Raw genomic sequence first — 20,622 nt, 5'->3', positions numbered from 1 at the left:
GGAGCACCTAAAAGACCCCCGAGCAGATACGGGACGACGGACATGAGCGCCCCAACTCCGGCCCCAGGCGACGACAGGCCCCGCGAAGGCTACTACCCGGATCCGTCCATTCCCGGATATGTCCGGTACTGGAACGGTGCCGCCTGGGTGCCCGGTACGAGCCGTCCCGCGCCGACCGACGGCGAACCCCTGCCCGCGCCGCCCGGAGCGGGCCAGGTGGCCCCCGCGGCCCCGGTGTTCCCCGCGCCCGCCGAGGAGACGGGGCCCGTCTTCTTCGACGAGGAGTCAGCGGGGGAGCCGTCGGCAGGACTTGGGGCCGACCCCACGTCCGGAACCGCCTCCGCCACTGACCCCGCCGCTGCTTCCGCCTCCGCCTCCGCCGCCGACTCCGCGCAGCACGGTGCGCGTCCCGAGCCCGCGTCCGCCTGGCAGGCCGACGCCACCCGGCAGTCCGGCCTCGGCAGTGAGGCCGAGCGGCGCATCTCCTGGGGCGCTCAGGGACAGACCGACCCGCGCGTACCGAGCGACGCGGCGGTCCAGGGCACCCCCGAGGCCGCCCAGGCACCACAGCAGTCGCAGTCGCCGCAGCAGCCCAAGACCCCCGAGCCCGCCGCCCCCGCCGACGACCACGGCAGCCCCGGGACCGTCGCGATCCGCGCCATCAAGCCGGGTGCGCCGAAGCCGCCGTCCGGCGAGGGCACAGTGACGTTCCGCCGCCCGACCGGGCCCGTGCGGCCCGCGGGCGCCGCGAGCCCCGCGGGTCCTGTGGCGGGCAAGCCCGGCGGCTCCGCCACCCCCGCCGCGTCCGGCGGCACCGAAGGCACCATGGCGATCCGCGCGCTGCGGCCCAAGTCCGCCTCCGTACCGCCGCAGGCCGCCGCGCCCGCGCAGCCCCAGCCTCAGCCCCAAGCGCAGCCCCAGCCCCAGCAGTCGGTGCCGCAGCAGGGCGGCGCCCCCTCGCCCGTTACCCAGGGACCCGGCGGCGGCCAGCCCTCCTGGGCCCAGCAGGTCCACCAGCTCGCGGGACCCGCGCCGGGCGCCGAAGGGCAGCCCGTCGTGCCGTGGAAGCCGGTGGCCAGCGACCCGTTCGGCGCGCTCGCGCAGGCCCAGGCATCGGCCAGGCCCGCCGGGCTCGGCAGGCGGCTCGCGGCGCGGCTCATCGACACCGTCGTCCTGGCCGCCGTCACCGGCGCCGCGGCCCTGCCGCTCGGCACCAAGGCCGCCGACCACGTCGACAGCAAGATCGACGCGGCCAAGATGTCCGGCGAGCAGACCACGGTCTGGCTGCTGGACGGCACCACCGCGGGCTACCTCGGCCTCGTCCTCGCCGTCCTGCTGCTCTTCGGCGTCGTCTACGAGGCGCTGCCCACCGCCAAGTGGGGCCGCACGCTCGGCAAGAAGGTGTGCGGGATCGACGTGCGGGACATCGAGGGGCACGAGACGCCGTCGTTCGGGGCGGCGCTGCGCCGGTGGCTGGTGTACAGCGTGCCGGGCGTCCTCGTGATCGGTGTCGTGGGCGTGCTGTGGTGCCTCTTCGACAGGCCCTGGAAGCAGTGCTGGCACGACAAGGCGGCCGGTACGTTCGTCGCGGGATGACGTCGGGCCCGGGAGCGGCGTGACCCGTACGCGCCCGGTGGGGTAACCCGGTCAGCCGCTCGCCGGATGCGGAGCGTGGTCCTTCACGGTCGACTCGGGCCATGAGCACCGAACCGCCGCAATACCCGCCCCCGGACGACGACCCGTTCAAGAAGCAGCCGCCTCAGCAGCCCCCGCAGGGTGGCGGCTCCCCGTACGACACCCCGCCGCCGGGCGGCGGCTCCCCCTACGGGGGCCCGCCCGGGCCGGGCGGCGGAGGCTCGCCCTACGGCACCCCGCCGCCGCCCCCGCCCTACGGCGGCGACCCCTATGGCTCCGCCGGTGGACCCGGTGGCTACGGCGGGCAGGACCCCCTCGCCGGGATGCCGCCACTGGCCGACAGCGGAAAGCGGGTGCTCGCCCGCATCATCGACATGATTCTGGTGGGCATCGTCGTCGGCCTGTTGTCGTGGCTCTTCGGCACGGCCGAGTACGACATCGACCCGGACAAGGTGAACACGGGCAAGTCGTTCGGCCAGTCCCTGCTGGCCGCCGTGCTCTACATCGCGTACGACAGCTTCATGATCTCCAAGTCCGGGCAGACGCTCGGCAAGAAGTGGCTGGGCATGCGCGTCGCGAACCTCAACGACGGGGCGACGCCCACCCTGCAGACGGCGCTGGCCCGCGCGGCCGTGCTCTGGCTGCCGTTCGCCTTCTGCTGCGCCTGCATCTGGACGGCGATCTGCGGCGGCTGGAGCTTCTTCGACAAGCCCTACAAGCAGGGCCTGCACGACAAGGCCGCGAAGACAGTGGTGGTCAGCGCCTGACACACCTGACACACAGAGGCGGTCGGCACCGAGCTGTCGACGCCAGGTGCGGCGGTGGCACCTGATCCGGCGGGTCCGTGGGTACGGGCCCGCCGTTTCGCTGTTCCGAGTGCGGCGTCCCGCTGTTACGAGTGGGCGGCCGTCTCGCTCGCCACGGACTCGGCGAGCACGCCGCGCTGCGCGGGCACTCGCTCCTCGGTGGGGGCGGGCAGGGTCCTGGCGGCGGGTGCGGCAGGCTTGGGGAACGGGACCGTCAGCGCCACCAGCAGGCCGAGGCCGAGCGCGGCCAGGGCTATCACCGCGATGCCGACCCCGGAACTGGTCTGGGAGAGCAGCAGCATGGCGAGGGTGGAGAAGACGACGGTCACGGAACCGTAGGTGATCTGTGCGGTGGTCGGACGAGGCATGGGACGAGGCATGACGTGATCCGTCCTCGGCGGTGATCCCCCCACGCTTTTGGCCATGAGGGTGAACGCGGATGTAGGAAACGGCTGTATGCGAATCAAAGGGGGCTCGACGGCGGCGACTTGGGATGTGTCGCCTCGCGCGGTAGCGCACCGTCGATTGACTCTATTCCGCTGCATGCCCGACGGGAACGGCTGGTAAGCGTGACCTAACCCACGGTGCCGGAGCACAGGGGGCGCACGGGTTCACGGCGTCCAGTAAGTGGACGGTGCGACGCGCCCGTTGACCTTTTCCGTGGGGGAGTGCCTCCTGTCCGGATACCGGATCCCGCGGCCTGCATAGTGCACTTGGCCTGTTCAAGTCAAGGTCTGTCTTTTCTCCCGTACTTCCGGTCGAATGTCGTCACTTGTGACGCGTACATCGCGCGCGGACCTCCTCCGACCGGGATCTCGGTCCGCCAATTCTCGCGCGGGCGCGGGGGAGGACAGCATCAAGTGACAGTCAGAACACGGGCGTTCAGAGCCACCGCGGTGGCCGTGGCGATGGCCGCGGCCGCCGCGACGTACTCGGCGGCGACCGCGACGGCCGACAGCGGCACCTCGGGCGGGGCACCGGCCGTCGACCGGCAGGACCCCTCCAGGGTCAAGGCCCAGGTCGACCACGACCTGGACGGACCGTTCAGCAAGCAGCAGGCGCAGCAGCGCAAGGCCGCCCTGCAGCAGGTCGTCGCGGGTGACGCCAAGGTCCAGAAGAAGGGCGGCTCCCAGGTCGTCAAGCTCGACGACAAGAAGTACGTCGAGCTCGGCAGGGAGAAGACCGACAAGATCTTCACGATCCTGGTGGAGTTCGGGGACAAGGTCGACGACACGACCATGTACGACCCGGACGGTCCCGATGGCCCCGAGCCGCCGGTCAAGAAGTACGGCGGCAAGCCGGGACCGCTGCACAACAAGATAGCCAAGCCGGACCGTGCCAAGGACAACAGCACGGCCTGGCAGAAGGACTACAACCAGAAGCACTTCCAGGACCTGTACTTCGGGAAGGGCAAGGACTCCAAGGGCAAGAAGAAGGAGTCCCTGAAGACCTACTACGAGAAGACCTCGTCCGGCCGCTACTCGGTCGACGGTGAGGTCTCCGACTGGGTCAAGGTCGACTACAACGAGGCCCGTTACGGCTCGAACTACTGCGGCGACACCAACTGCCCGAGCGTCTGGGACGCGGTCAAGGACGGCGTGACCGCCTGGACCAAGGACCAGAAGGCCCAGGGCCGCACGGACGCGCAGATCAAGGCGGACCTGGCCAAGTACGACCAGTGGGACCGCTACGACTTCGACGGCGACGGCGACTTCAACGAGCCCGACGGCTACATCGACCACTTCCAGATCGTCCACGCGGGCGAGGACGAGTCGGCCGGCGGCGGCGCCGAGGGCACCAACGCCCTGTGGGCGCACCGCTGGTACGCGTACGGCAACGACGCGGGCAAGACGGGCCCCGGCAACAACAAGGCCGGTGGCACCCAGATCGGCGACTCGGGCATCTGGGTCGGCGACTACACGATGCAGCCGGAGAACGGCGGCCTCGGCGTCTTCGCCCACGAGTACGGCCACGACCTCGGCCTGCCCGACCTGTACGACACCTCGGGCAAGGGCGAGAACTCGGTCGGCTTCTGGTCGCTGATGTCGGCGGGTTCCTGGCTCGGCACCGGCAAGGACGCCATCGGTGACCTGCCGGGCGACATGACGGCCTGGGACAAGTTCCAGCTGGGCTGGCTCGACTACGCCAAGGCCAAGGCCGCGACGACCTCCGAGCACAAGCTGGGCGTCTCCGAGTACAACACCCGGCACCGTCAGGCGCTCGTCGTCGACCTGCCGAAGAAGGCCGTCACCACCACGGTCACCAAGCCCACCGAGGGCTCCAAGCAGTGGTGGAGCGACCAGGGCGACGACCTCAAGAACACCCTGACGCGCTCGGTCGACCTGACCGGCAAGTCCAAGGCCGAGCTCTCGCTCGACGGTTGGTGGGACATCGAGGCCAACTACGACTGGCTCTACACCGAGGTCTCGACGGACGGCGGCGCCAACTGGACGCCGGTGGACGGCACCGCGGACGGCAAGCCGATCCCGCGCGACGCCGGTGACAAGCCCGCGTTGACCGGCGCCTCGGCCAAGTACAAGAAGCTCCTCTTCCCGCTCGACGCCTACGCGGGCAAGAAGATCGACGTCCGCTTCCGCTACTCCACGGACGGCGGCGCGGGCGGCAAGGGCTTCGCGGCCGACGCCATCGCGGTCACCGCGGACGGCACCAAGCTCTTCGAGGACGGCGCCGAGGGCGACGACAACGGCTGGACGGCGAAGGGCTTCTCGCGCATCGGCGAGTCCTTCACCAAGAAGTACGACCAGTACTACCTCGCCGAGAACCGCCAGTACGTCTCGTACGACAAGACCCTCGAGGTCGGCCCGTACAACTTCGGTTCGAAGGCCCGCCCGGACTGGGTGGAGCACTACCCCTACCAGACGGGCCTGATGGTCTGGCAGTGGGACACCTCGCAGAAGGACAACAACACCAGCGCCCACCCGGGCCAGGGTCTGATCCTTCCGGTGGACGCCCACGCCAAGCCGCTGAAGTGGTCGGACGGCACGGTCCTGCGCAACAAGATCCAGCCGTTCGACGCGCCCTTCAGCAAGTTCGCGACGGACAAGCTCACGCTCCACAACGCGGACGTGGCGCTGAAGGTCAAGTCCCAGAAGGGCGTCCCGGTCTTCGACGACCGCAAGGGCACCTACTGGTACAAGGAGAACCCCACGGGAAGTGTCAAGGTCACTGACACCAACACTCAGATCAAGATCATCAAGCAGCCCAAGGACGGCTCGACGATCACGGTCCAGGTGGGTCCCTCCACGAAGTAATTAGCGTTTCTGCAGGTCAAACCATGATCGGCCGTCGCCCTCTAGCGGGCGGCGGCCGATCGTGTTTAGGTGCGTGCTGTGGCTTTCTTATTGACGCGGGGTCCGGCCAGGGATCTCGCGCGATGTCTCACGGGGGTGTGACGAAGCATGTCCGCAGGAGGTTTCTGCAAGCTGCCGAACGGCAGCGTGGTGGTGGCACTGACCCTGCCGAGCCCGTCGCCGGGCGAGGGCACGGTCCGCATGATCGTGCACGCCGTGAACCGCGCCAGGGCGCTGACCCGGCTGCGCAACCTCGGCATGCGGGCGGTGTACCTCCGCGGCAACGCGGAGCCGCCGACCCCTGACGAGGTCACGGCGGTCCTGCACCACCCCGACGGCCTCATATGGCGCACGGCACCGGACGACGCGAGGGAGCTGTGGCACCCGATCAGAGCGCTGCGGAGACAGGGTGGCGCGGGCAGAATCAGCCCCTCCGGGGTCTGAGCCCGGGGCCCGAAATCCAGCCCCTCCGGGGTCTGAGCCCGGGGTCCGAAATCCAGCCCCTCCGGCGTTTGAGGAGCGGGGTCCGGGGCGGAGCCCCGTGTCAGGTCAGACGACGGGCTTCCCGATCAGCTCGACCCCGGCCGAGCCCAGCTCGGCCATCGCCGCAGCAGTGGTGGACTCCGAAACCCCCGCCGTCAGGTCCAGCAGGACGGTAGTCCTGAACCCCTCCCGAGCCGCGTCCACCGCAGTAGCCCGAACGCAGTGATCCGTGGCGAGCCCCACCACGTCCACCTCCGTGATCCCCCGCTCCCGCAGCCAGTCCGCGAGGGACACCCCGTTCTCGTCGGTGCCCTCGAAGCCGCTGTACGCCGCCGAGTAGGCCCCCTTGTCGAAGACCGTGTCGATCGCGCCGGAGGCGACGGCGGGGGCGAAGTTCGGGTGGAAGCCGACGCCCTCCGTGCCCGCCACGCAGTGCGGCGGCCAGGAGTCGACGTAGTCCGGGTGGTCGGAGAAGTGGGCGCCGGGGTCGACGTGGTGGTCACGGGTGGCCACCACGTGCCGGTATCCGGCCGGGGCCTGGCCGATGAGCTCGGTGATGGCGGCGGCCACGTCCGCCCCACCGGCGACCGCGAGGCTGCCGCCTTCGCAGAAGTCGTTCTGCACATCGACGACGATCAGGGCGCGGCGCATGGCGGGTGTCCTTCGGCTCGGCAGGGCGGGGATCGGTGGGGGACTCGGCCGGATGAACCGAGAGTAGAGACTTCACGTACGTCGCGGGAAGGGGCGTTTGACGGGCTCCTGTTGCCCGGGTGACGCCCCTTCCCCGGAGCGTCGGATGTATTCCGTCAGGCGTGTGCCGTCAGAGGTATTCCGTGGGAATGACGGCCTCGCCCCGGGACAGCTGGGTCGCCGAGAGCGGCAGCCCCGCCCGGGCCGCCGCGTGCCGGTCGCGGACCGCGTCGAGCGGCTCGCGGGCGACCACCTCGCCGCCCTTGACCAGCTCGACCAGGAGCTGCCGGTCGGCGAGCGCGGGAGGCACGGGCCCGGTGCCCACGACCTCGGCCTCGGCGACGCCCTGCTCGTCGGTCCTGCGCGCGGCCCACTTGCGCCCGCCCAGGGAGCTCTTGGCGCCGAGCGACTTCTTCGCGACGGGTTCGAGCGGCGCCTCGGCGTCCGCCGAGTGGGCGCGGGCCACCAGCTTGTAGACCATGGAGCAGGTGGGGTGCCCGGACCCGGTGACGAGCTGGGTGCCCACGCCGTACGCGTCGACGGGCGCCGCGGCGAGCGAGGCGATGGCGTACTCGTCGAGGTCGGAGGTGACGACGATCTTCGTCTTCGTGGCGCCGAGCTCGTCCAGCTGCTGGCGCACCCGGTGGGCGACCAGGAGCAGGTCACCGGAGTCGATGCGCACCGCGCCGAGCTCGGGCCCCGCGACCTCGACGGCGGTGCGGACGGCCTCGGTCACGTCGTACGTGTCCACGAGCAGGGTCGTGCCGGGGCCGAGCGAGTCGACCTGGGCCTGGAACGCGTCGCGCTCGTTGTCGTGCAGCAGGGTGAAGGCGTGGGCGCTGGTGCCGACGGTGGGGATGTCGTAGCGGAAGCCCGCCGCGAGGTCCGACGTGGTCGCGAAGCCCCCGACGTACGCGGCGCGGGACGCGGCCACGGCGGCCAGCTCGTGGGTGCGGCGCGCGCCCATCTCGATCAGCGGGCGCTCACCCGCGGCCGACGACATGCGGGACGCGGCGGCCGCGATCGCCGAGTCGTGGTTGAGGATGGAGAGGATCACGGTCTCCAGGAGCACGCACTCCGCGAAGGAGCCCTCGACGCGCAGGATCGGCGAGCCGGGGAAGTACACCTCGCCCTCGGGGTAGCCCCAGATGTCGCCGCCGAAGCGGTACGAGGAGAGCCATTTGAGGGTCGCCTCGTCGACGATGCGGCGCTCGCGCAGGAAGTTGATGACGTCCGCGTCGAAGCGGAAGTTCTCGACGGCGTCCAGGACGCGGCCCGTTCCGGCCACCACGCCGTAGCGGCGGCCCTCGGGGAGTCTGCGGGTGAAGACCTCGAAGACCGAACGCCGCTCGCCCGTGCCCGCCTTCAGCGCGGCCTGCAGCATCGTCAGCTCGTACTGGTCGGTGAAGAGCGCTGTCGACGGAACATCCACCGGCAGGCCAAGGTCCGCTGTGTTCATAGGAAGGATGCTACCCCGCATTTCGTCACTCTGACGATTTCAAGGGCCGCGCGGCGAGGACGGTCCCGCGGAAGGGCTGCCGTACGGGAGGGCATTTGTGCGAGGCCCCCCTCGGGGTGGCAGCATGGGACAGGTGAGTACGGCTCCCGCAGAGATCACCCGACCCGATTCGGACGAAGAGGTACACGTCGTCCCCGAGCCGGACGTCCCCTGGATCACGCTCGTGCACAACGACCCCGTGAACCTGATGAGCTACGTGACGTATGTGTTCCAGACGTACTTCGGGTACTCCAAGGAGAAGTCCACGAAGCTGATGATGGACGTGCACCACAAGGGCCGCGCGGTCGTCTCCAGCGGCAGTCGCGAGGAGATGGAGCGCGACGTCCAGGCCATGCACGGCTACGGCCTCTGGGCCACCCTTCAGCAGGACCGCAAGTAGTGGCCCGCCCGCAGCGCACGGACCGGAAGCAGCGACGCATCTGATGCCAGGACACTTCGAACCCATCCCCGGGGGCGGCGCCGCCGTCGCGCTCGACGAGGTCGAGATCTCGATCATCCGCTCCCTCGCCGTGCAGCTCCTGGAGCTGATCGGTCCCGGCCCCGGCGGTGAGCCCTCCGACGATCCGCTCGCCGAGCTCTTCGCCGAGGGTCCGAGCGAGCCGCCCACCGACCCGGTGATGATGCGTCTGCTCCCCGACGCCTACGGCGGTCCCGGCAGCGAGCAGGGCGCCGTCGGCGACCCGGAGGAACTGCGCGCGTATTCGGCCGAGTTCCGGCGCTTCACGGAGAACGACCTGCGGGCCAAGAAGCGCGACGACGCCCTGGTCGTGATCCGCTCCCTGGACGCGATGACGGCGTCGGGCGAGGGCGGAGCTGTCCTGAAACTGTCGGTCGAGGAGTCGCGGCACTGGCTCGGCTCGCTCAACGACCTGCGTCTCGCGATCGGCACGCGCCTCGACGTCACCGACGAGGAGGACGCGGATCTGCTCTACCGCCTCCCCGACTCCGACCCGCGCAAGCCGATGGTGATGGCCTACCTGTGGCTCGGCGGGCTCCAGGAAACGCTGGTCGAGACGTTGCTGGAGCAGTGACCCGGGCATCGCGGGGCGGGCACTCCCGAGACTCGGTGTATATAGCAGTATTCTGCGGCGCTCCCGCACCGTTCGCTCAGCGGACGCTCAAATCCGGATAACGATCCCGTCAAGCCAGTGCCCTTTTATGGCGGCGCAAGAGAACTTTGTCCGCTTCTTCCAGTGACGTGAGCCACATGTGGCTCAAAGCGTCACTGTTGCCGCCGTGATAAATCTTCACGACCACTCGGCGACGCCACCCATGTCGCCGGGGGCGCTCCAGCCGGCAGACCGCCGGTAGCACTCCATTCCATATCCGGGGGGATCAGGACCTGATCCGCAGCCACAACGCAGATGTGCGGGCGCGGATCAGCATGGAGAAAGGCGTCACCATGACCTCAGTGCAGGTCGAAGAGCATCACGACGGCAATGAGGCCGGGCAGTCCGCCGCCGGGCAGTCCGGCGAGGGCGAGGGTTACCAGCGCGGGCTCGGGGCCCGGCAGATCCAGATGATCGCGATCGGCGGTGCCATCGGCACCGGCCTGTTCCTCGGCGCGGGCAAGGCCATTCACAAGGCCGGGCCCAGCCTCATCCTGGCGTACGCCATCGCGGGCCTCGTCATCTTCTTCATCATGCGGGCGCTCGGCGAGCTCCTCATGTACCGCGCCGTTTCGGGCTCCTTCTCGGAGTACGCGCGTGAATTCATCGGCCCGTTCTTCGGGTACGTGACCGGCTGGACGTACTGGCTCTTCTGGGTCGTCACCGGCATCACGGAAGTCACGGCGGCCGCCCAGTACATGCAGTACTGGACACATGACTCCATTCCGCAATGGGGATACGCGCTGATCTTCACGGTCATCCTCTACGGCGCCAACCTGATCTCCGTGAAGCTCTTCGGCGAGCTCGAGTTCTGGTTCTCGATGGTCAAGGTCACCGCGATCATCGGCATGATCCTGATCTGCGTCGGCATCCTCACCATCGGCTTCTCCGACGCCGGTGACACCGCCTCCGTCACCCACCTGTGGGACCAGGGCGGCTTCTTCCCCAACGGCATCGGCTCCACGCTGATGACGCTGCAGATCGTGATGTTCGCCTTCCTCGCCGTCGAGCTCGTCGGCGTCACCGCGGGCGAGTCCAAGGACCCGAAGACCGTCCTGCCCAAGGCCATCAACACCGTGCCGTGGCGCATCGCCGTCTTCTACGTCGGCGCGCTCATCATGATCCTCTCGGTCGTCCCGTGGACGGAGTTCGTGCCGGGCGTCTCGCCGTTCGTCGCCGCCTTCGACAAGATGGGCCTCGGCATCGGCGCGGCGATCGTCAACTTCGTCGTCCTGACGGCCGCGCTCTCCTCCTGCAACTCCGGCATGTACTCCACCGGCCGCATGCTGCGCGACCTGGCGATGAACGGCCAGGGCCCGAAGTTCTTCACCAAGCTCACGAAGAACGGCCTGCCGCTCGTCGGCACGACCTTCTCCGCCGCGCTGATGCTGGTCGGCGTCTGGATCAACTACCAGTGGCCGGGCGAGGCGTTCAACTACGTCGTCTCCTTCGCGACCATCTCCGGCATGTGGGCCTGGATCATGATCCTGGTCTGCCAGATCAAGTACCGCCGCAAGGCCGACCGCGGCGAGCTGCCGCAGTCCACCTTCCGGGCGCCCGGCGCCCCGTACACGAGCTGGTTCGCCCTCGCCTTCATCGGCATGGTGATCGTGATGATGGGCATCGACAAGGACGCGCGCATCTCGCTCTACGCGGCTCCCGTCTGGGCCCTGATCCTGGGCGTCGGCTACCTGGTCATGCAGCGCGGGAACCCGCAGGCGTCCGGCGGCAAGGCCGAGTCGCAGGACGCGGTGAAGTAGCGCGGCAACCGCTGGATCCCAGCATGTGGGCCGGTTCGTACCACTCCTCGGTACGGACCGGCCCCTCTGCTTATCCTGGCTGCCATGCTGACCATCACCCAGGCCCTCCACGACCAGATCGTCGCGCACGCGCGCCAGGACCACCCCGACGAGGCCTGCGGTGTGGTCGCGGGCCCGGAAGGCACCGGCCGCCCCGAGCGCTTCATCCCGATGCTGAACGCGGCCCGCTCGCCCACGTTCTACGAGTTCGACTCGACCGACCTGCTCAAGCTCTACCGCGAGATGGACGACCGCGACGAGGAGCCGGTGATCGTCTACCACTCGCACACCGCGACCGAGGCCTACCCCTCGCGCACCGACATCACCTACGCCAACGAGCCCGGCGCGCACTACGTCCTGGTCTCCACGGCCGACACCGACGACGCGGGCCCCTTCCAGTTCCGCTCGTACCGGATCGTGGAGGGCGAGGTCACCGAGGAAGAGGTAAAGGTCGTACAGGCATACTGAGCTTTACTCATGAGGGCGGCAGGAGCCAGGAAGCCGGTGCGAACCCGGCACGGTCCCGCCACTGTGACCCCACCCCGCACCGGGGGCGGGGGAGTCAGGAACTGACCTGCCGCCTTCCTCCACGCTACGCAGGGGACGCGGAAATCCCCTGGAGGAGGCAGCTCAGCCATGTCCCGCCGTCACACCGGCATACGCGCGCTCGCCGCGGCCACCCTGCTCGTCCCGCTCGCCGCATGCTCCTCCTCGGACTCCGACGGTGACACGAAGCCCGCCGCCAAGGCCGCCGGATTCCCGTACACCGTCACCAACTGCGGTGTGAGGACGACGTACGACGCACCGCCGAAGCGCGCCGTCACCATGAACCAGCACGCCACCGAGGTGATGCTGGAACTCGGCCTCGAGGACCGCATGGCGGGCACGGCCTACCTCGACGACAAGGTCCTGCCGAAGTACGCGAAGGCGTACGACGCCCTCCCCGTCGTCGCCAAGGAGTACCCCTCCTACGAGAAGCTGCTCGCCGCCAACCCCGACTTCGTGTACGGCGGTTACGCGAGCGCCTTCCTCTCCAGCGACGGCCGCAGCCGCTCCGCGCTCGCCAAGTCGGGCATCGAGAGCCGCCTGAACGTCGAGGGCTGCGCGAAGCGCCCCGTCACCATGAACGACGTCTTCCGCGAGGTCCGCGAGGTCGGCGCCACCTTCGGGGTGCGCGACCGCGCCGACAAGTGGGTCGGCGGCGCCGAGCGCGAACTGGCTGCCACGACCAAGAAGCTGAAGGGCAAGAAGCCCCGTTCCGTCTTCGTCTACGACAGCGGCGACAAGACGGCGTTCACGGTCGGCGGCCGGGGCATCGGCAACGACATCATCGAGCGGGCGGGCGGCCGCAACATCGTCGCCGACGTCGACAAGTCCTTCGCCGACGCCTCCTGGGAGACGGTCGTGGACCGCCACCCCGAGACCATCGTGATCCTCGACTACGGCGCGACGACGGTCGCCCAGAAGAAGAAGCGCCTCCTCGACGACCCGGCCCTCGCGGACGTCCCCGCCATCAAGAACAAGAGCTTCGCGGTCCTGCCGCTCTCGGACATGGTCACGGGAGTACGAGCACCCAAGGCGGTGGAGAAGCTGGCGGCGCAGCTGTGAGCGACCAGCAGACCCAGCCTCGGGTGACGCAGCCCGCGGGGCGGATCTTCCAGCCCGTCCGGCGTTTGAGGACGAGCCCGAAGGGCGATAGACGCAGGTCCCGGGGACAGCACCTGTTGATCTGCGCAGTCCTTGCGACAGCCCTCGCGGCAGCGATCATCGCCGGGCTCGCCCTGGGCTCCGTCCGCATCCCGCCAGGGGACGTCATGGAGATCCTCACGGGCCGCGCGGACCCCTCCCCCTTCAGAACCATCGTGCTGGACGTGAGACTCCCCAGGGTCCTGCTCGGCGCAGCCGTCGGCGCGGGACTCGCCGTCATCGGCACCGTCCTCCAGGCCCTCGTCCGCAACCCCCTCGCCGACCCGTTCCTGCTCGGCGTCTCCTCGGGCGCCTCCGTCGGCGCGGTCGGCGCCATCGTGCTCGGCGGCACCTTCGGCGTCGGCTCGGCCCTCGCGACCACCGTCACGATCCCCGCCGCCGCCTTCGCGGGCGCGCTGGTCTCACTGGTCCTCGTCTACTCCCTTGCCAGGAGCGGCGGCGGCTTCGCGACCGGGCGCCTGATCCTCGCGGGCGTCGCCGTCTCGTACATCCTGACCGCCCTGACCAGCCTCATCCTGGTCACCGCGGACAGCGCGGACCACCTCAAGGAAGTCCTGTACTGGACGCTCGGCGGCCTCGGCAGCGCCCGCTGGGACATGCTCGCCCTGCCCTGCTGCGCCCTGGTCGTCGGCACGGCCCTGCTCATGGCGCTCGCCCGCCCCCTCGACCTGCTGCTCGTCGGCGAGGAGGGCGCCACCGTCCTCGGCCTGGACACGGCACGCTTCCGCGCCGCGGTCTTCGTCTTCGCCTCCCTCCTGACCGGCGTCCTGGTCGCGTACAGCGGGGCCATCGGATTCGTCGGCCTGATGGTGCCGCACGCCGCCCGCATGCTCGTCGGCGCCGCGCACCGCCCGCTGCTCCCCGTGGTGGCGCTGCTGGGCGCGGTCTTCCTGGTCGTCGCCGACCTCGCCGCGCGCACCGTCGCCGCGCCGCAGGACATCCCCGTCGGCGTGCTCACCGCGCTGACCGGAGGCCCGTTCTTCCTCTGGCTGCTGCGGCGGCGCACCGAAGGAGTCCCGGCATGACCGACCAGAACGCTCCCGTGGGGGAACTGCGCACCGAGGGGATCTCGTACGAGATCGACGGCAGGCGCCTGGTGGACGGCGTCGACCTCACCGCGGCCCCCGGCGAGACCGTCGGCGTCGTCGGCCCCAACGGCAGCGGCAAGACGACGCTGCTGCGCTGTGTGTACGGCACCCTGCGCGCGTCCGGCGGCCGTGCCCTCCTGGACGGCGACGACCTGGGCGCGATGTCCGCGAAGGCGCGCGCCAGGCGCCTCGCCACCGTGCCGCAGGACGGGCAGGCCGCCTTCGAGCTGACCGTCGAGCAGGTGGTCGCCATGGGCCGCTCCCCGCACAAGCGCTTCTGGGAGGCGGACACGGCGGCCGACGAGGAGCTGGTGCGGGCCGCGCTCGACCGGGTCGGGGTCGCGGCCCTCGCGCACCGCGCGTTCCCCTCGCTCTCCGGCGGCGAACGCCAGCGCGCCCTGATGGCCCGCGCCCTCGTGCAGCGCCCCACCCTCGTCGTACTCGACGAACCCACCAACCACCTGGACATCCGCTACCAGCTCGAGATCCTCTCCCTGGTGCGGGACTTGGGCACGACGAACCTGCTCGCCCTGCACGACCTGAACCTCGCGGCGTACTACTGCGACCGCCTCTACGTCCTCGACGGCGGCCGTCTCGTCGCCTCGGGGGCGCCGAAGGAGGTGCTCACGGCCGAGCTGCTCGCCACCGTGTACGGAGTGACGGCCGAGGTCAGCACCCACCCGGTGACCGGCGCCCCGAACGTCGTCTATCTGCCGCCGCCCGCATCCTGAACGGATTCCGTCCACCAGGTGAGATCACATTCCGGGATCCGGACCGGGAATCGATACGATGACCGCATGGTTCCCCATGACGTGAGCGAAGAGACGAAGAGCGCACCGCCCGTGCTGCTTGTCGCGCGCCTGCACGTCGACCTGTGCCGCCTCGCCAGCGCGATCTGTTCCGGCTGAACCGTTCCGCCGCACGGCCGTGTGCCGCGGCGTCGCATTCTCGTACGCAGCACCGCAAGGATCAGGGCCGCCGCGCGCCCGCCACCCGCACCATCGACTCCCGACAGGAGCCCGCCATGGCCATCGAGGTCCGCATCCCGACCATCCTCCGCACCTACACCGACGGCGAGAAGGCCGTCCAGGGCAGCGGAGACACCCTCGCCGAGCTCTTCACCGACCTCGACTCGCGGCACGCGGGCATCGCCGAGCGCATCGTGGACGACGGCAAGCTGCGCCGCTTCGTGAACGTGTACCTCAACGACGAGGACGTCCGCTTCCTGGACGGCATCTCCACCAAGCTCGCCGACGGCGACAGCGTCACGATCCTGCCGGCCGTGGCCGGCGGCATGGTCTAGGCCCGATCCCGGATGCCTCGCTACGACTCCCCGCTCGCCGCGGTCGGCAACACGCCGCTCGTCCGCCTGCCGCGCCTCTCCCCGTCGGACGACGTCCGCATCTGGGCCAAGCTGGAGGACCGCAACCCGACCGGATCCATCAAGGACCGCCCGGCCCTCCACATGGTCGAACAGGCGGAGAAGGACGGCCGGTTGACGCCCGGCTGCACGATCCTGGAGCCGACCTCGGGCAACACCGGCATCTCGCTCGCCATGGCGGCCAAGCTCAAGGGCTACCGCATCGTGTGCGTCATGCCGGAGAACACCTCGCAGGAGCGGCGCGACCTGCTCGCGATGTGGGGCGCCGAGATCATCTCGTCCCCCGCGGCGGGCGGCTCCAACACGGCCGTACGCGTGGCCAAGGAGCTGTCCGCCGAGCACCCGGACTGGGTGATGCTCTACCAGTACGGCAACCCCGACAACGCGGGCGCCCACTACGCCACGACGGGCCCGGAGATCCTCACCGACCTCCCCTCCATCACCCACTTCGTGGCGGGCCTCGGCACCACGGGCACGCTCATGGGCGTCGGCCGCTACCTCCGCGAGCAGAAGCCGGACATCAAGATCGTCGCGGCGGAACCCCGCTACGACGACCTCGTCTACGGCCTGCGCAACCTCGACGAGGGCTTCGTCCCCGAGCTGTACGACGCCTCCGTCCTGACCACCCGCTTCTCCGTCGGCTCGGCCGACGCGGTCACCCGCACCCGCGAACTCCTCAAGGAGGAGGGCATCTTCGCGGGCGTCTCCACGGGCGCGGCGCTGCACGCGGCCATCGGCGTGGGCCGCAAGGCGGTCGCGGCGGGCCAGCCCGCCGACATCGTCTTCGTCGTCGCCGACGGCGGCTGGAAGTACCTGTCGACGGGCGTCTACACGGCGGAGACGACCGAGGCGGCGATCGAGACGCTCCAGGGCCAACTCTGGGCGTAGGGCTCCGGCCGCCCCGGGGAGCTGCCCATCACCGGCTCCGCCGAGTTCGTCCTCAAACGCCGGACGGGCTGAATTCCCCCCGCCGCCGCACGGTTGGGAATCTCCCGCCGGGTGGGCTGAGATTCCCCCAGCGGACGGTTGGGAATCTCCCGCCGTACGGGCTGGCAATCTCCCGCCGGAGGGGCTGGGAAATTCAGCCCCTCCGGCGTTTGAGGAGCGGGGTCCGGGGCGGAGCCCCGTGGGACGGCGGGTCAGCCCGCCAGATACCTGACCTGGTCCCAGAGCGCCGGATCCACCACCCCGGCCCTGCGCCGGAACTCCCAGAGGGAGACCTCCCTCAGCTCGTCCGTTTCCAGAAAGCTCGCCCGGCCCCGCACGTCGCCCACGACACCCGGCGGCAACGGAATCACCCCCGGCCGCTCGTCGTGGTACTTGCTGGTGATCTTCGCGACCACCGCACGCTCCCCGCGCACGGACAGCACGAGACAGGGCCTGTCCTTCCCGCCGGGCCCGTCCTCGTACGGCACCCGCGCCCACCAGATCTCCGCGGGCCGGGGCGCGGGCGACCGCCCCCGGGGCCCCCGCGGCGGGCGGGTCCGACCCGGCGGTCGGGTACTCCGCTTCCGGTGCCCGCGGCCCCACCCGTCCACCAGCGTGACGACGAGCGCGAGCACCACCACGGCGGCCAGCGCGAGCCACCAGGACGTGTCCATACCGACGACGGTACCGGCGCACGCCCCCCGCCGCCCACCGCATCCCGGGCGCCCCACAAGCCCCCCGAACCGGTGACACCGCAGGTGAGTTCCCCCACAACGGCCCGCGACGGAGGAGCGACCAGGGCTTTTGCGCCTTACGCTCGACGGACCGCACACCCCCCAGCTCTTCTGCCAGCGCGGAGGTCCCAGCTTCATGAAGCTCACCGTCGTCGGCTGCTCGGGGTCGTTTCCGTCCGCGGAATCGGCCTGCTCGAGCTACCTCGTCGAGGCCGACGGCTTCCGGTTGCTGCTCGACATGGGCAACGGCGCCCTCGGCGAGCTGCAACGCCACATCGGTCTCTACGACCTCGACGCGATCTTCCTCAGCCATCTGCACGCCGATCACTGCATCGACATGTGCGCGTACTTCGTGGCGCGCTACTACCGGCACGAGGGCGGCCGCTGCGCCCCCATTCCGGTCTACGGCCCCGAAGGCACCGAACAGCGCCTGACGACCGCGTACGCGGACACGCCCTCCGCCTCCTCGATGAGCGAGGTCTTCGACTTCCACACGGTCAAGCCGGGCTCGTTCGACATCGGCCCCTTCTCCGTACGTACCGAGAAGGTCTGCCACCCCGTGGAGGCGTACGCGATCCGCGTCGAGCACGAGGGCCGCTCCCTCACCTACTCCGGGGACACGGGCACCTGCGACGTCCTGGACGAACTCGCCGCGGGGAGCGACCTGTTCCTCTGCGAGGCGGCGTTCACGCACGGCAAGGAGAACATCCCCGACCTGCACCTCAACGGCCGCGAGGCGGGCGAGTCCGCCACCCGCGCGGGCGTGGGCAGGCTGCTGCTCACCCACATCCCGCCGTGGACGGACCCGCAGATCAACCTCGCGGACGCCCGCGCGGCCTACGCGGGCCCCACCGCGCTCGCCGCGCCCGGCGCGACGTACGAGATCTAGGCCGTGGCCGTACGACGGTAGCCGCGGCCGCCCAGCGCCATCCTGTTCCAGGTGTGGCGGCGGCCGCGGATCGCCACCGAGTAGTCGTACATGACCTCGGGGTCGCACATCCCCGGCAGGAACGAGTCGCCGAAGTGGTGGGCGTCGATGCCCACCTCCTTGGCGGTCAGGGCGAGTTGGGGCACCACGTTCGCGTGGCTGCCCTCCTGGCTGGTGCCGATCGCGCCCATCACCACCGCGCCCGCGTCCTGCACGGCCGCCACCGCAGCGGCGGCCAGCTCCTTGGTGACGCCCGGCAGCGTGCCCGGCAGGGGCATCACGACGCCGTCCGCGCCCGCGTCCACCAGACCCGTGAGACGTTCCACCGTGACCCGCTCCGGGTGCCCCGCGTGGTGCATCTTGCCGCTCCACAGCGCCACGTCGTCGCCGAGCCCGGCCCGCAGCTCCTCGGTGACCCGCGCGAGCCCCTCGTAGGACCCTCCCGTGCCCGGGTTCGCCGTCAGGCAGAGCATCGCCGCACCCATGTCGATCAGCCGCTTGGCGTACTCGGGCTTGGCGCGGCGGATCTCGGGGACGTCACCGGGCTCCAGGTTGATGCCGACGGGGCGGCCGATGTACGCGGCGAGGTCGGCGATGGAGGCGAAGGTGCCGAGGCCGGGGAGGTCCAGCTGCTCGCCGTCCCAGGCGCGCTCGATGAGGTTCAGGACGACGATGTCGGCGCCGAAGGACGCGACGAGCTCGGCGTTGTGCACACCGGGCATGCCCGGCATCGGGATCAGGGCGGCCCGGTCGGCGAACACCTCGGCGACCATGGTGCGGCCCTCGGCGGCGGCCACGGAGGCGGTGAGCTCGCGCCCGCGCAGGGCGGCGAGGCGCTCACGGTCGAGGTCGAGAATGCGGGTGGTCATGGGGATCCAGCCTCTCCGGGGTCGAGCACGTGAGGGAAAATCAGCCCCTTGGGGGTCCCCCCTGCTCTTTAAGAGCTTGGGGGAGTTTGAGGAGCGGGGGTCCGGGGGCGGAGCCCCCGTGGGACGGCGCGTGTCACGTCGACGCTACGTGGCGGCGCACAGGAAAGGGCCCGGGCGTTGGTCACCAACGCCCGGGCCCTCCGCCCTGTTCAGCTGAGCCGCAGGCTACTTCGCCTCGGCCTTCTGGAGCTCCGCGAGCTCCTCGTCGGACTCGCGGCCCGGCGTCGGCAGGTTCCACTTGGTGATCGCGAAGCGGAAGACCACGTAGTAGAGCGCCGCGAAGCAGAGGCCGACGACGGCCAGGCCGATCGGCTTGGTGGCCGCGCCGAAGTTCAGCGCGTAGTCGATGAATCCGGCGGAGAAGCCGAAACCGTCCTTCATGCCGAGCGCCCAGGTCAGCGCCATGGAGACACCGGTGAGCACCGCGTGGATCGCGTACAGGACCGGCGCGATGAACATGAACGTGAACTCGATGGGCTCGGTGATGCCCGTGACGAACGCGGTGAGCGCGAGCGAGAACATCATGCCGCCGACGACCTTGCGGCGCTCGGGACGGGCGCAGTGCGTGATCGCGAGGCAGGCCGCGGGGAGCGCGAACATCATGATCGGGAAGAAGCCGGTCATGAACTGGCCCGCGGTCGGGTCGCCCTCCAGGAAGCGCGGGATGTCGCCGTGCTTGCCGTTGTAGTCGCCCGCCTGCCACCAGGGGAAGGAGTTCAGGAGGTGGTGCATGCCGATCGGGATCAGCGAACGGTTGGCGACGCCGAAGATGCCCGCGCCCACGGCGCCCGAACCGACCAGCCACTCACCGAAGTTGTGCAGACCGGCGCCGAGCACCGGCCAGATCAGACCGAAGACGATGCCGAGGACCAGACCCGCGAAGGACGACAGGATCGGGACGAGACGGCGGCCGCCGAAGAAGCCCGCCCAGTCGGGGAGCTTGGTCCGGTAGAACTTCTGGTAGAGCAGGGCCACGACGATGCCCATGACCACACCGCCGAGCACACCGGCGTTGACCGGGGCGGCGTTCTCGACGATCTTCCCGTCGACGACGGCCTGCACCTTCGGCAGGTTGCTGTCGGTGAAGGTGGCGAGCACCTTCTGGAAGACCAGGTAGCCCGCGACGGCCGCGAGGCCGGTGGAGCCGTCGGACTTCTTGGCGAAGCCGATCGCGATGCCGACGCAGAACAGCAGCGCGATGTTGTCGATGATCGCGCCGCCGCCGGCCGACATGTAGCCGGCGATCTTGGTGATCCAGGTCGGGAAGGACTCCCGGCCGAGCATGTCGTCGGCGCCGAGCCGCACCAGGAGCGCGGCGGCCGGCATCACGGCCACCGGCAGCATGAGGCTGCGGCCGATGCGCTGCAGCACCGGCATCACGCCGGAGCCCTTCTTCTTGGCGGCCGCGGGGGCGGCACTGGCCGTGGACACAACTTCCTCCAGTGGGCAAGGCGCCGCCTGGGACAAGGAAGTGGGGGACGGCGGCGTCTCCGGGGGACGCGGCGAGAAGGCCGCGTGGTCTACACCAATTAGTGGTGTAGACCTGTTGTAGCACGGTGAAGGTGACGTAAGGAAC

At 70.1% G+C, this 20,622-nt stretch carries 21 protein-coding genes and 1 riboswitch; of the genes, 15 read left to right on the top strand and 6 right to left on the bottom strand.

The annotated features are described in order from the left end of the window. Positions 1 to 42: 42 nt before the first annotated feature. Both KY5_RS15465 and KY5_RS15460 read left to right on the top strand, forming a co-directional pair. On the top strand, positions 43 to 1,596 hold the full coding sequence (locus KY5_RS15465) for an RDD family protein (protein ID WP_098242799.1): 1,554 nt from the start codon (positions 43 to 45) through the stop codon (positions 1,594 to 1,596). 101 nt (positions 1,597 to 1,697) lie between these two features. After that, a complete protein-coding gene (locus KY5_RS15460) occupies positions 1,698 to 2,402 on the top strand; it encodes an RDD family protein (protein WP_098242798.1) in 705 nt (234 codons plus the stop codon). A gap of 125 nt (positions 2,403 to 2,527) precedes the next feature. Here the strand turns inward: KY5_RS15460 and KY5_RS15455 are convergent, their stop codons facing one another. Next, a complete protein-coding gene (locus KY5_RS15455; protein WP_098242797.1) occupies positions 2,528 to 2,809 on the bottom strand; it encodes a hypothetical protein in 282 nt (93 codons plus the stop codon). Between the two features lie 492 nt (positions 2,810 to 3,301). Between KY5_RS15455 and KY5_RS15450 the strand changes: the two genes are divergently transcribed. After that, complete coding sequence (locus KY5_RS15450; RefSeq protein WP_098242796.1) at positions 3,302 to 5,713, top strand: immune inhibitor A domain-containing protein; 2,412 nt, start codon at positions 3,302 to 3,304, stop codon at positions 5,711 to 5,713. 147 nt (positions 5,714 to 5,860) lie between these two features. Beyond that, the gene (locus KY5_RS15445; protein WP_098242795.1) at positions 5,861 to 6,196 is read left to right on the top strand and encodes a hypothetical protein; all 336 of its coding nucleotides are present in this window, start codon (positions 5,861 to 5,863) and stop codon (positions 6,194 to 6,196) included. Positions 6,197 to 6,301: 105 nt separating this feature from the next. Here the strand turns inward: KY5_RS15445 and KY5_RS15440 are convergent, their stop codons facing one another. Continuing rightward, complete coding sequence (locus tag KY5_RS15440) at positions 6,302 to 6,886, bottom strand: isochorismatase family protein (RefSeq protein WP_098242794.1); 585 nt, start codon at positions 6,884 to 6,886, stop codon at positions 6,302 to 6,304. 169 nt (positions 6,887 to 7,055) lie between these two features. After that, on the bottom strand, positions 7,056 to 8,384 hold the full coding sequence (locus KY5_RS15435) for a nicotinate phosphoribosyltransferase (protein WP_098242793.1): 1,329 nt from the start codon (positions 8,382 to 8,384) through the stop codon (positions 7,056 to 7,058). A gap of 124 nt (positions 8,385 to 8,508) precedes the next feature. On the opposite strand from KY5_RS15435, the gene clpS reads away from it, so the two are divergent. From clpS to KY5_RS15385, 10 genes are all read left to right on the top strand, one after another. Next, a complete protein-coding gene (gene clpS, locus KY5_RS15430) occupies positions 8,509 to 8,823 on the top strand; it encodes an ATP-dependent Clp protease adapter ClpS (protein WP_055545376.1) in 315 nt (104 codons plus the stop codon). Positions 8,824 to 8,866: 43 nt separating this feature from the next. Next, complete coding sequence (locus KY5_RS15425; RefSeq protein WP_098242792.1) at positions 8,867 to 9,475, top strand: DUF2017 domain-containing protein; 609 nt, start codon at positions 8,867 to 8,869, stop codon at positions 9,473 to 9,475. Between the two features lie 371 nt (positions 9,476 to 9,846). Next, a complete protein-coding gene (locus KY5_RS15420; RefSeq protein WP_098247273.1) occupies positions 9,847 to 11,313 on the top strand; it encodes an amino acid permease in 1,467 nt (488 codons plus the stop codon). A gap of 84 nt (positions 11,314 to 11,397) precedes the next feature. Then, positions 11,398 to 11,820: a Mov34/MPN/PAD-1 family protein gene (locus tag KY5_RS15415; RefSeq protein WP_159072530.1), complete on the top strand. Its 423-nt coding sequence runs from the start codon at positions 11,398 to 11,400 to the stop codon at positions 11,818 to 11,820. Next, positions 11,793 to 11,945: riboswitch (cobalamin riboswitch) on the top strand. (Overlaps the previous gene by 28 nt.) A gap of 43 nt (positions 11,946 to 11,988) precedes the next feature. Further along, entirely contained in the window at positions 11,989 to 12,960 is a 972-nt protein-coding gene (locus tag KY5_RS15410; protein ID WP_098242791.1) for an ABC transporter substrate-binding protein, read from the top strand. Between the two features lie 113 nt (positions 12,961 to 13,073). After that, positions 13,074 to 14,084: a FecCD family ABC transporter permease gene (locus KY5_RS15405; protein WP_098247272.1), complete on the top strand. Its 1,011-nt coding sequence runs from the start codon at positions 13,074 to 13,076 to the stop codon at positions 14,082 to 14,084. A gap of 17 nt (positions 14,085 to 14,101) precedes the next feature. After that, complete coding sequence (locus KY5_RS15400) at positions 14,102 to 14,878, top strand: ABC transporter ATP-binding protein (protein ID WP_098247271.1); 777 nt, start codon at positions 14,102 to 14,104, stop codon at positions 14,876 to 14,878. A 66-nt stretch (positions 14,879 to 14,944) separates the two neighbouring features. After that, positions 14,945 to 15,055: a putative leader peptide gene (locus KY5_RS43060; protein ID WP_324962316.1), complete on the top strand. Its 111-nt coding sequence runs from the start codon at positions 14,945 to 14,947 to the stop codon at positions 15,053 to 15,055. A 116-nt stretch (positions 15,056 to 15,171) separates the two neighbouring features. Beyond that, a complete protein-coding gene (locus KY5_RS15390; RefSeq protein ID WP_098242789.1) occupies positions 15,172 to 15,450 on the top strand; it encodes a MoaD/ThiS family protein in 279 nt (92 codons plus the stop codon). Between the two features lie 12 nt (positions 15,451 to 15,462). Beyond that, complete coding sequence (locus KY5_RS15385; protein WP_098242788.1) at positions 15,463 to 16,416, top strand: PLP-dependent cysteine synthase family protein; 954 nt, start codon at positions 15,463 to 15,465, stop codon at positions 16,414 to 16,416. 251 nt (positions 16,417 to 16,667) lie between these two features. On the opposite strand, the gene KY5_RS15380 is transcribed toward KY5_RS15385, so the two are convergent. Then, positions 16,668 to 17,129 (bottom strand): type II toxin-antitoxin system PemK/MazF family toxin, encoded by a 462-nt coding sequence (locus tag KY5_RS15380; RefSeq protein ID WP_098242787.1) that lies wholly within the window; start codon positions 17,127 to 17,129, stop codon positions 16,668 to 16,670. Between the two features lie 196 nt (positions 17,130 to 17,325). Between KY5_RS15380 and KY5_RS15375 the strand changes: the two genes are divergently transcribed. After that, positions 17,326 to 18,078, top strand: coding sequence for an MBL fold metallo-hydrolase (locus KY5_RS15375; RefSeq protein ID WP_098242786.1), 753 nt, complete (start codon positions 17,326 to 17,328; stop codon positions 18,076 to 18,078). Here KY5_RS15375 and KY5_RS15370 read toward each other — a convergent pair. After that, positions 18,075 to 18,986, bottom strand: coding sequence for a PEP phosphonomutase (locus KY5_RS15370; RefSeq protein ID WP_098242785.1), 912 nt, complete (start codon positions 18,984 to 18,986; stop codon positions 18,075 to 18,077). The two genes, KY5_RS15375 and KY5_RS15370, sit on opposite strands and share 4 nt — an antisense overlap. A gap of 225 nt (positions 18,987 to 19,211) precedes the next feature. Beyond that, on the bottom strand, positions 19,212 to 20,477 hold the full coding sequence (locus KY5_RS15365; protein WP_098242784.1) for a PTS transporter subunit EIIC: 1,266 nt from the start codon (positions 20,475 to 20,477) through the stop codon (positions 19,212 to 19,214). Positions 20,478 to 20,622 lie beyond the last annotated feature (145 nt).

Origin of the sequence: Streptomyces formicae, from assembly GCF_002556545.1 — a bacterium.
GTDB lineage: Bacteria > Actinomycetota > Actinomycetes > Streptomycetales > Streptomycetaceae > Streptomyces > Streptomyces formicae_A.
The sequence above is the reverse complement of the archived record's forward strand: the minus strand, read 5'-3'. Positions and strand labels throughout refer to the sequence as shown.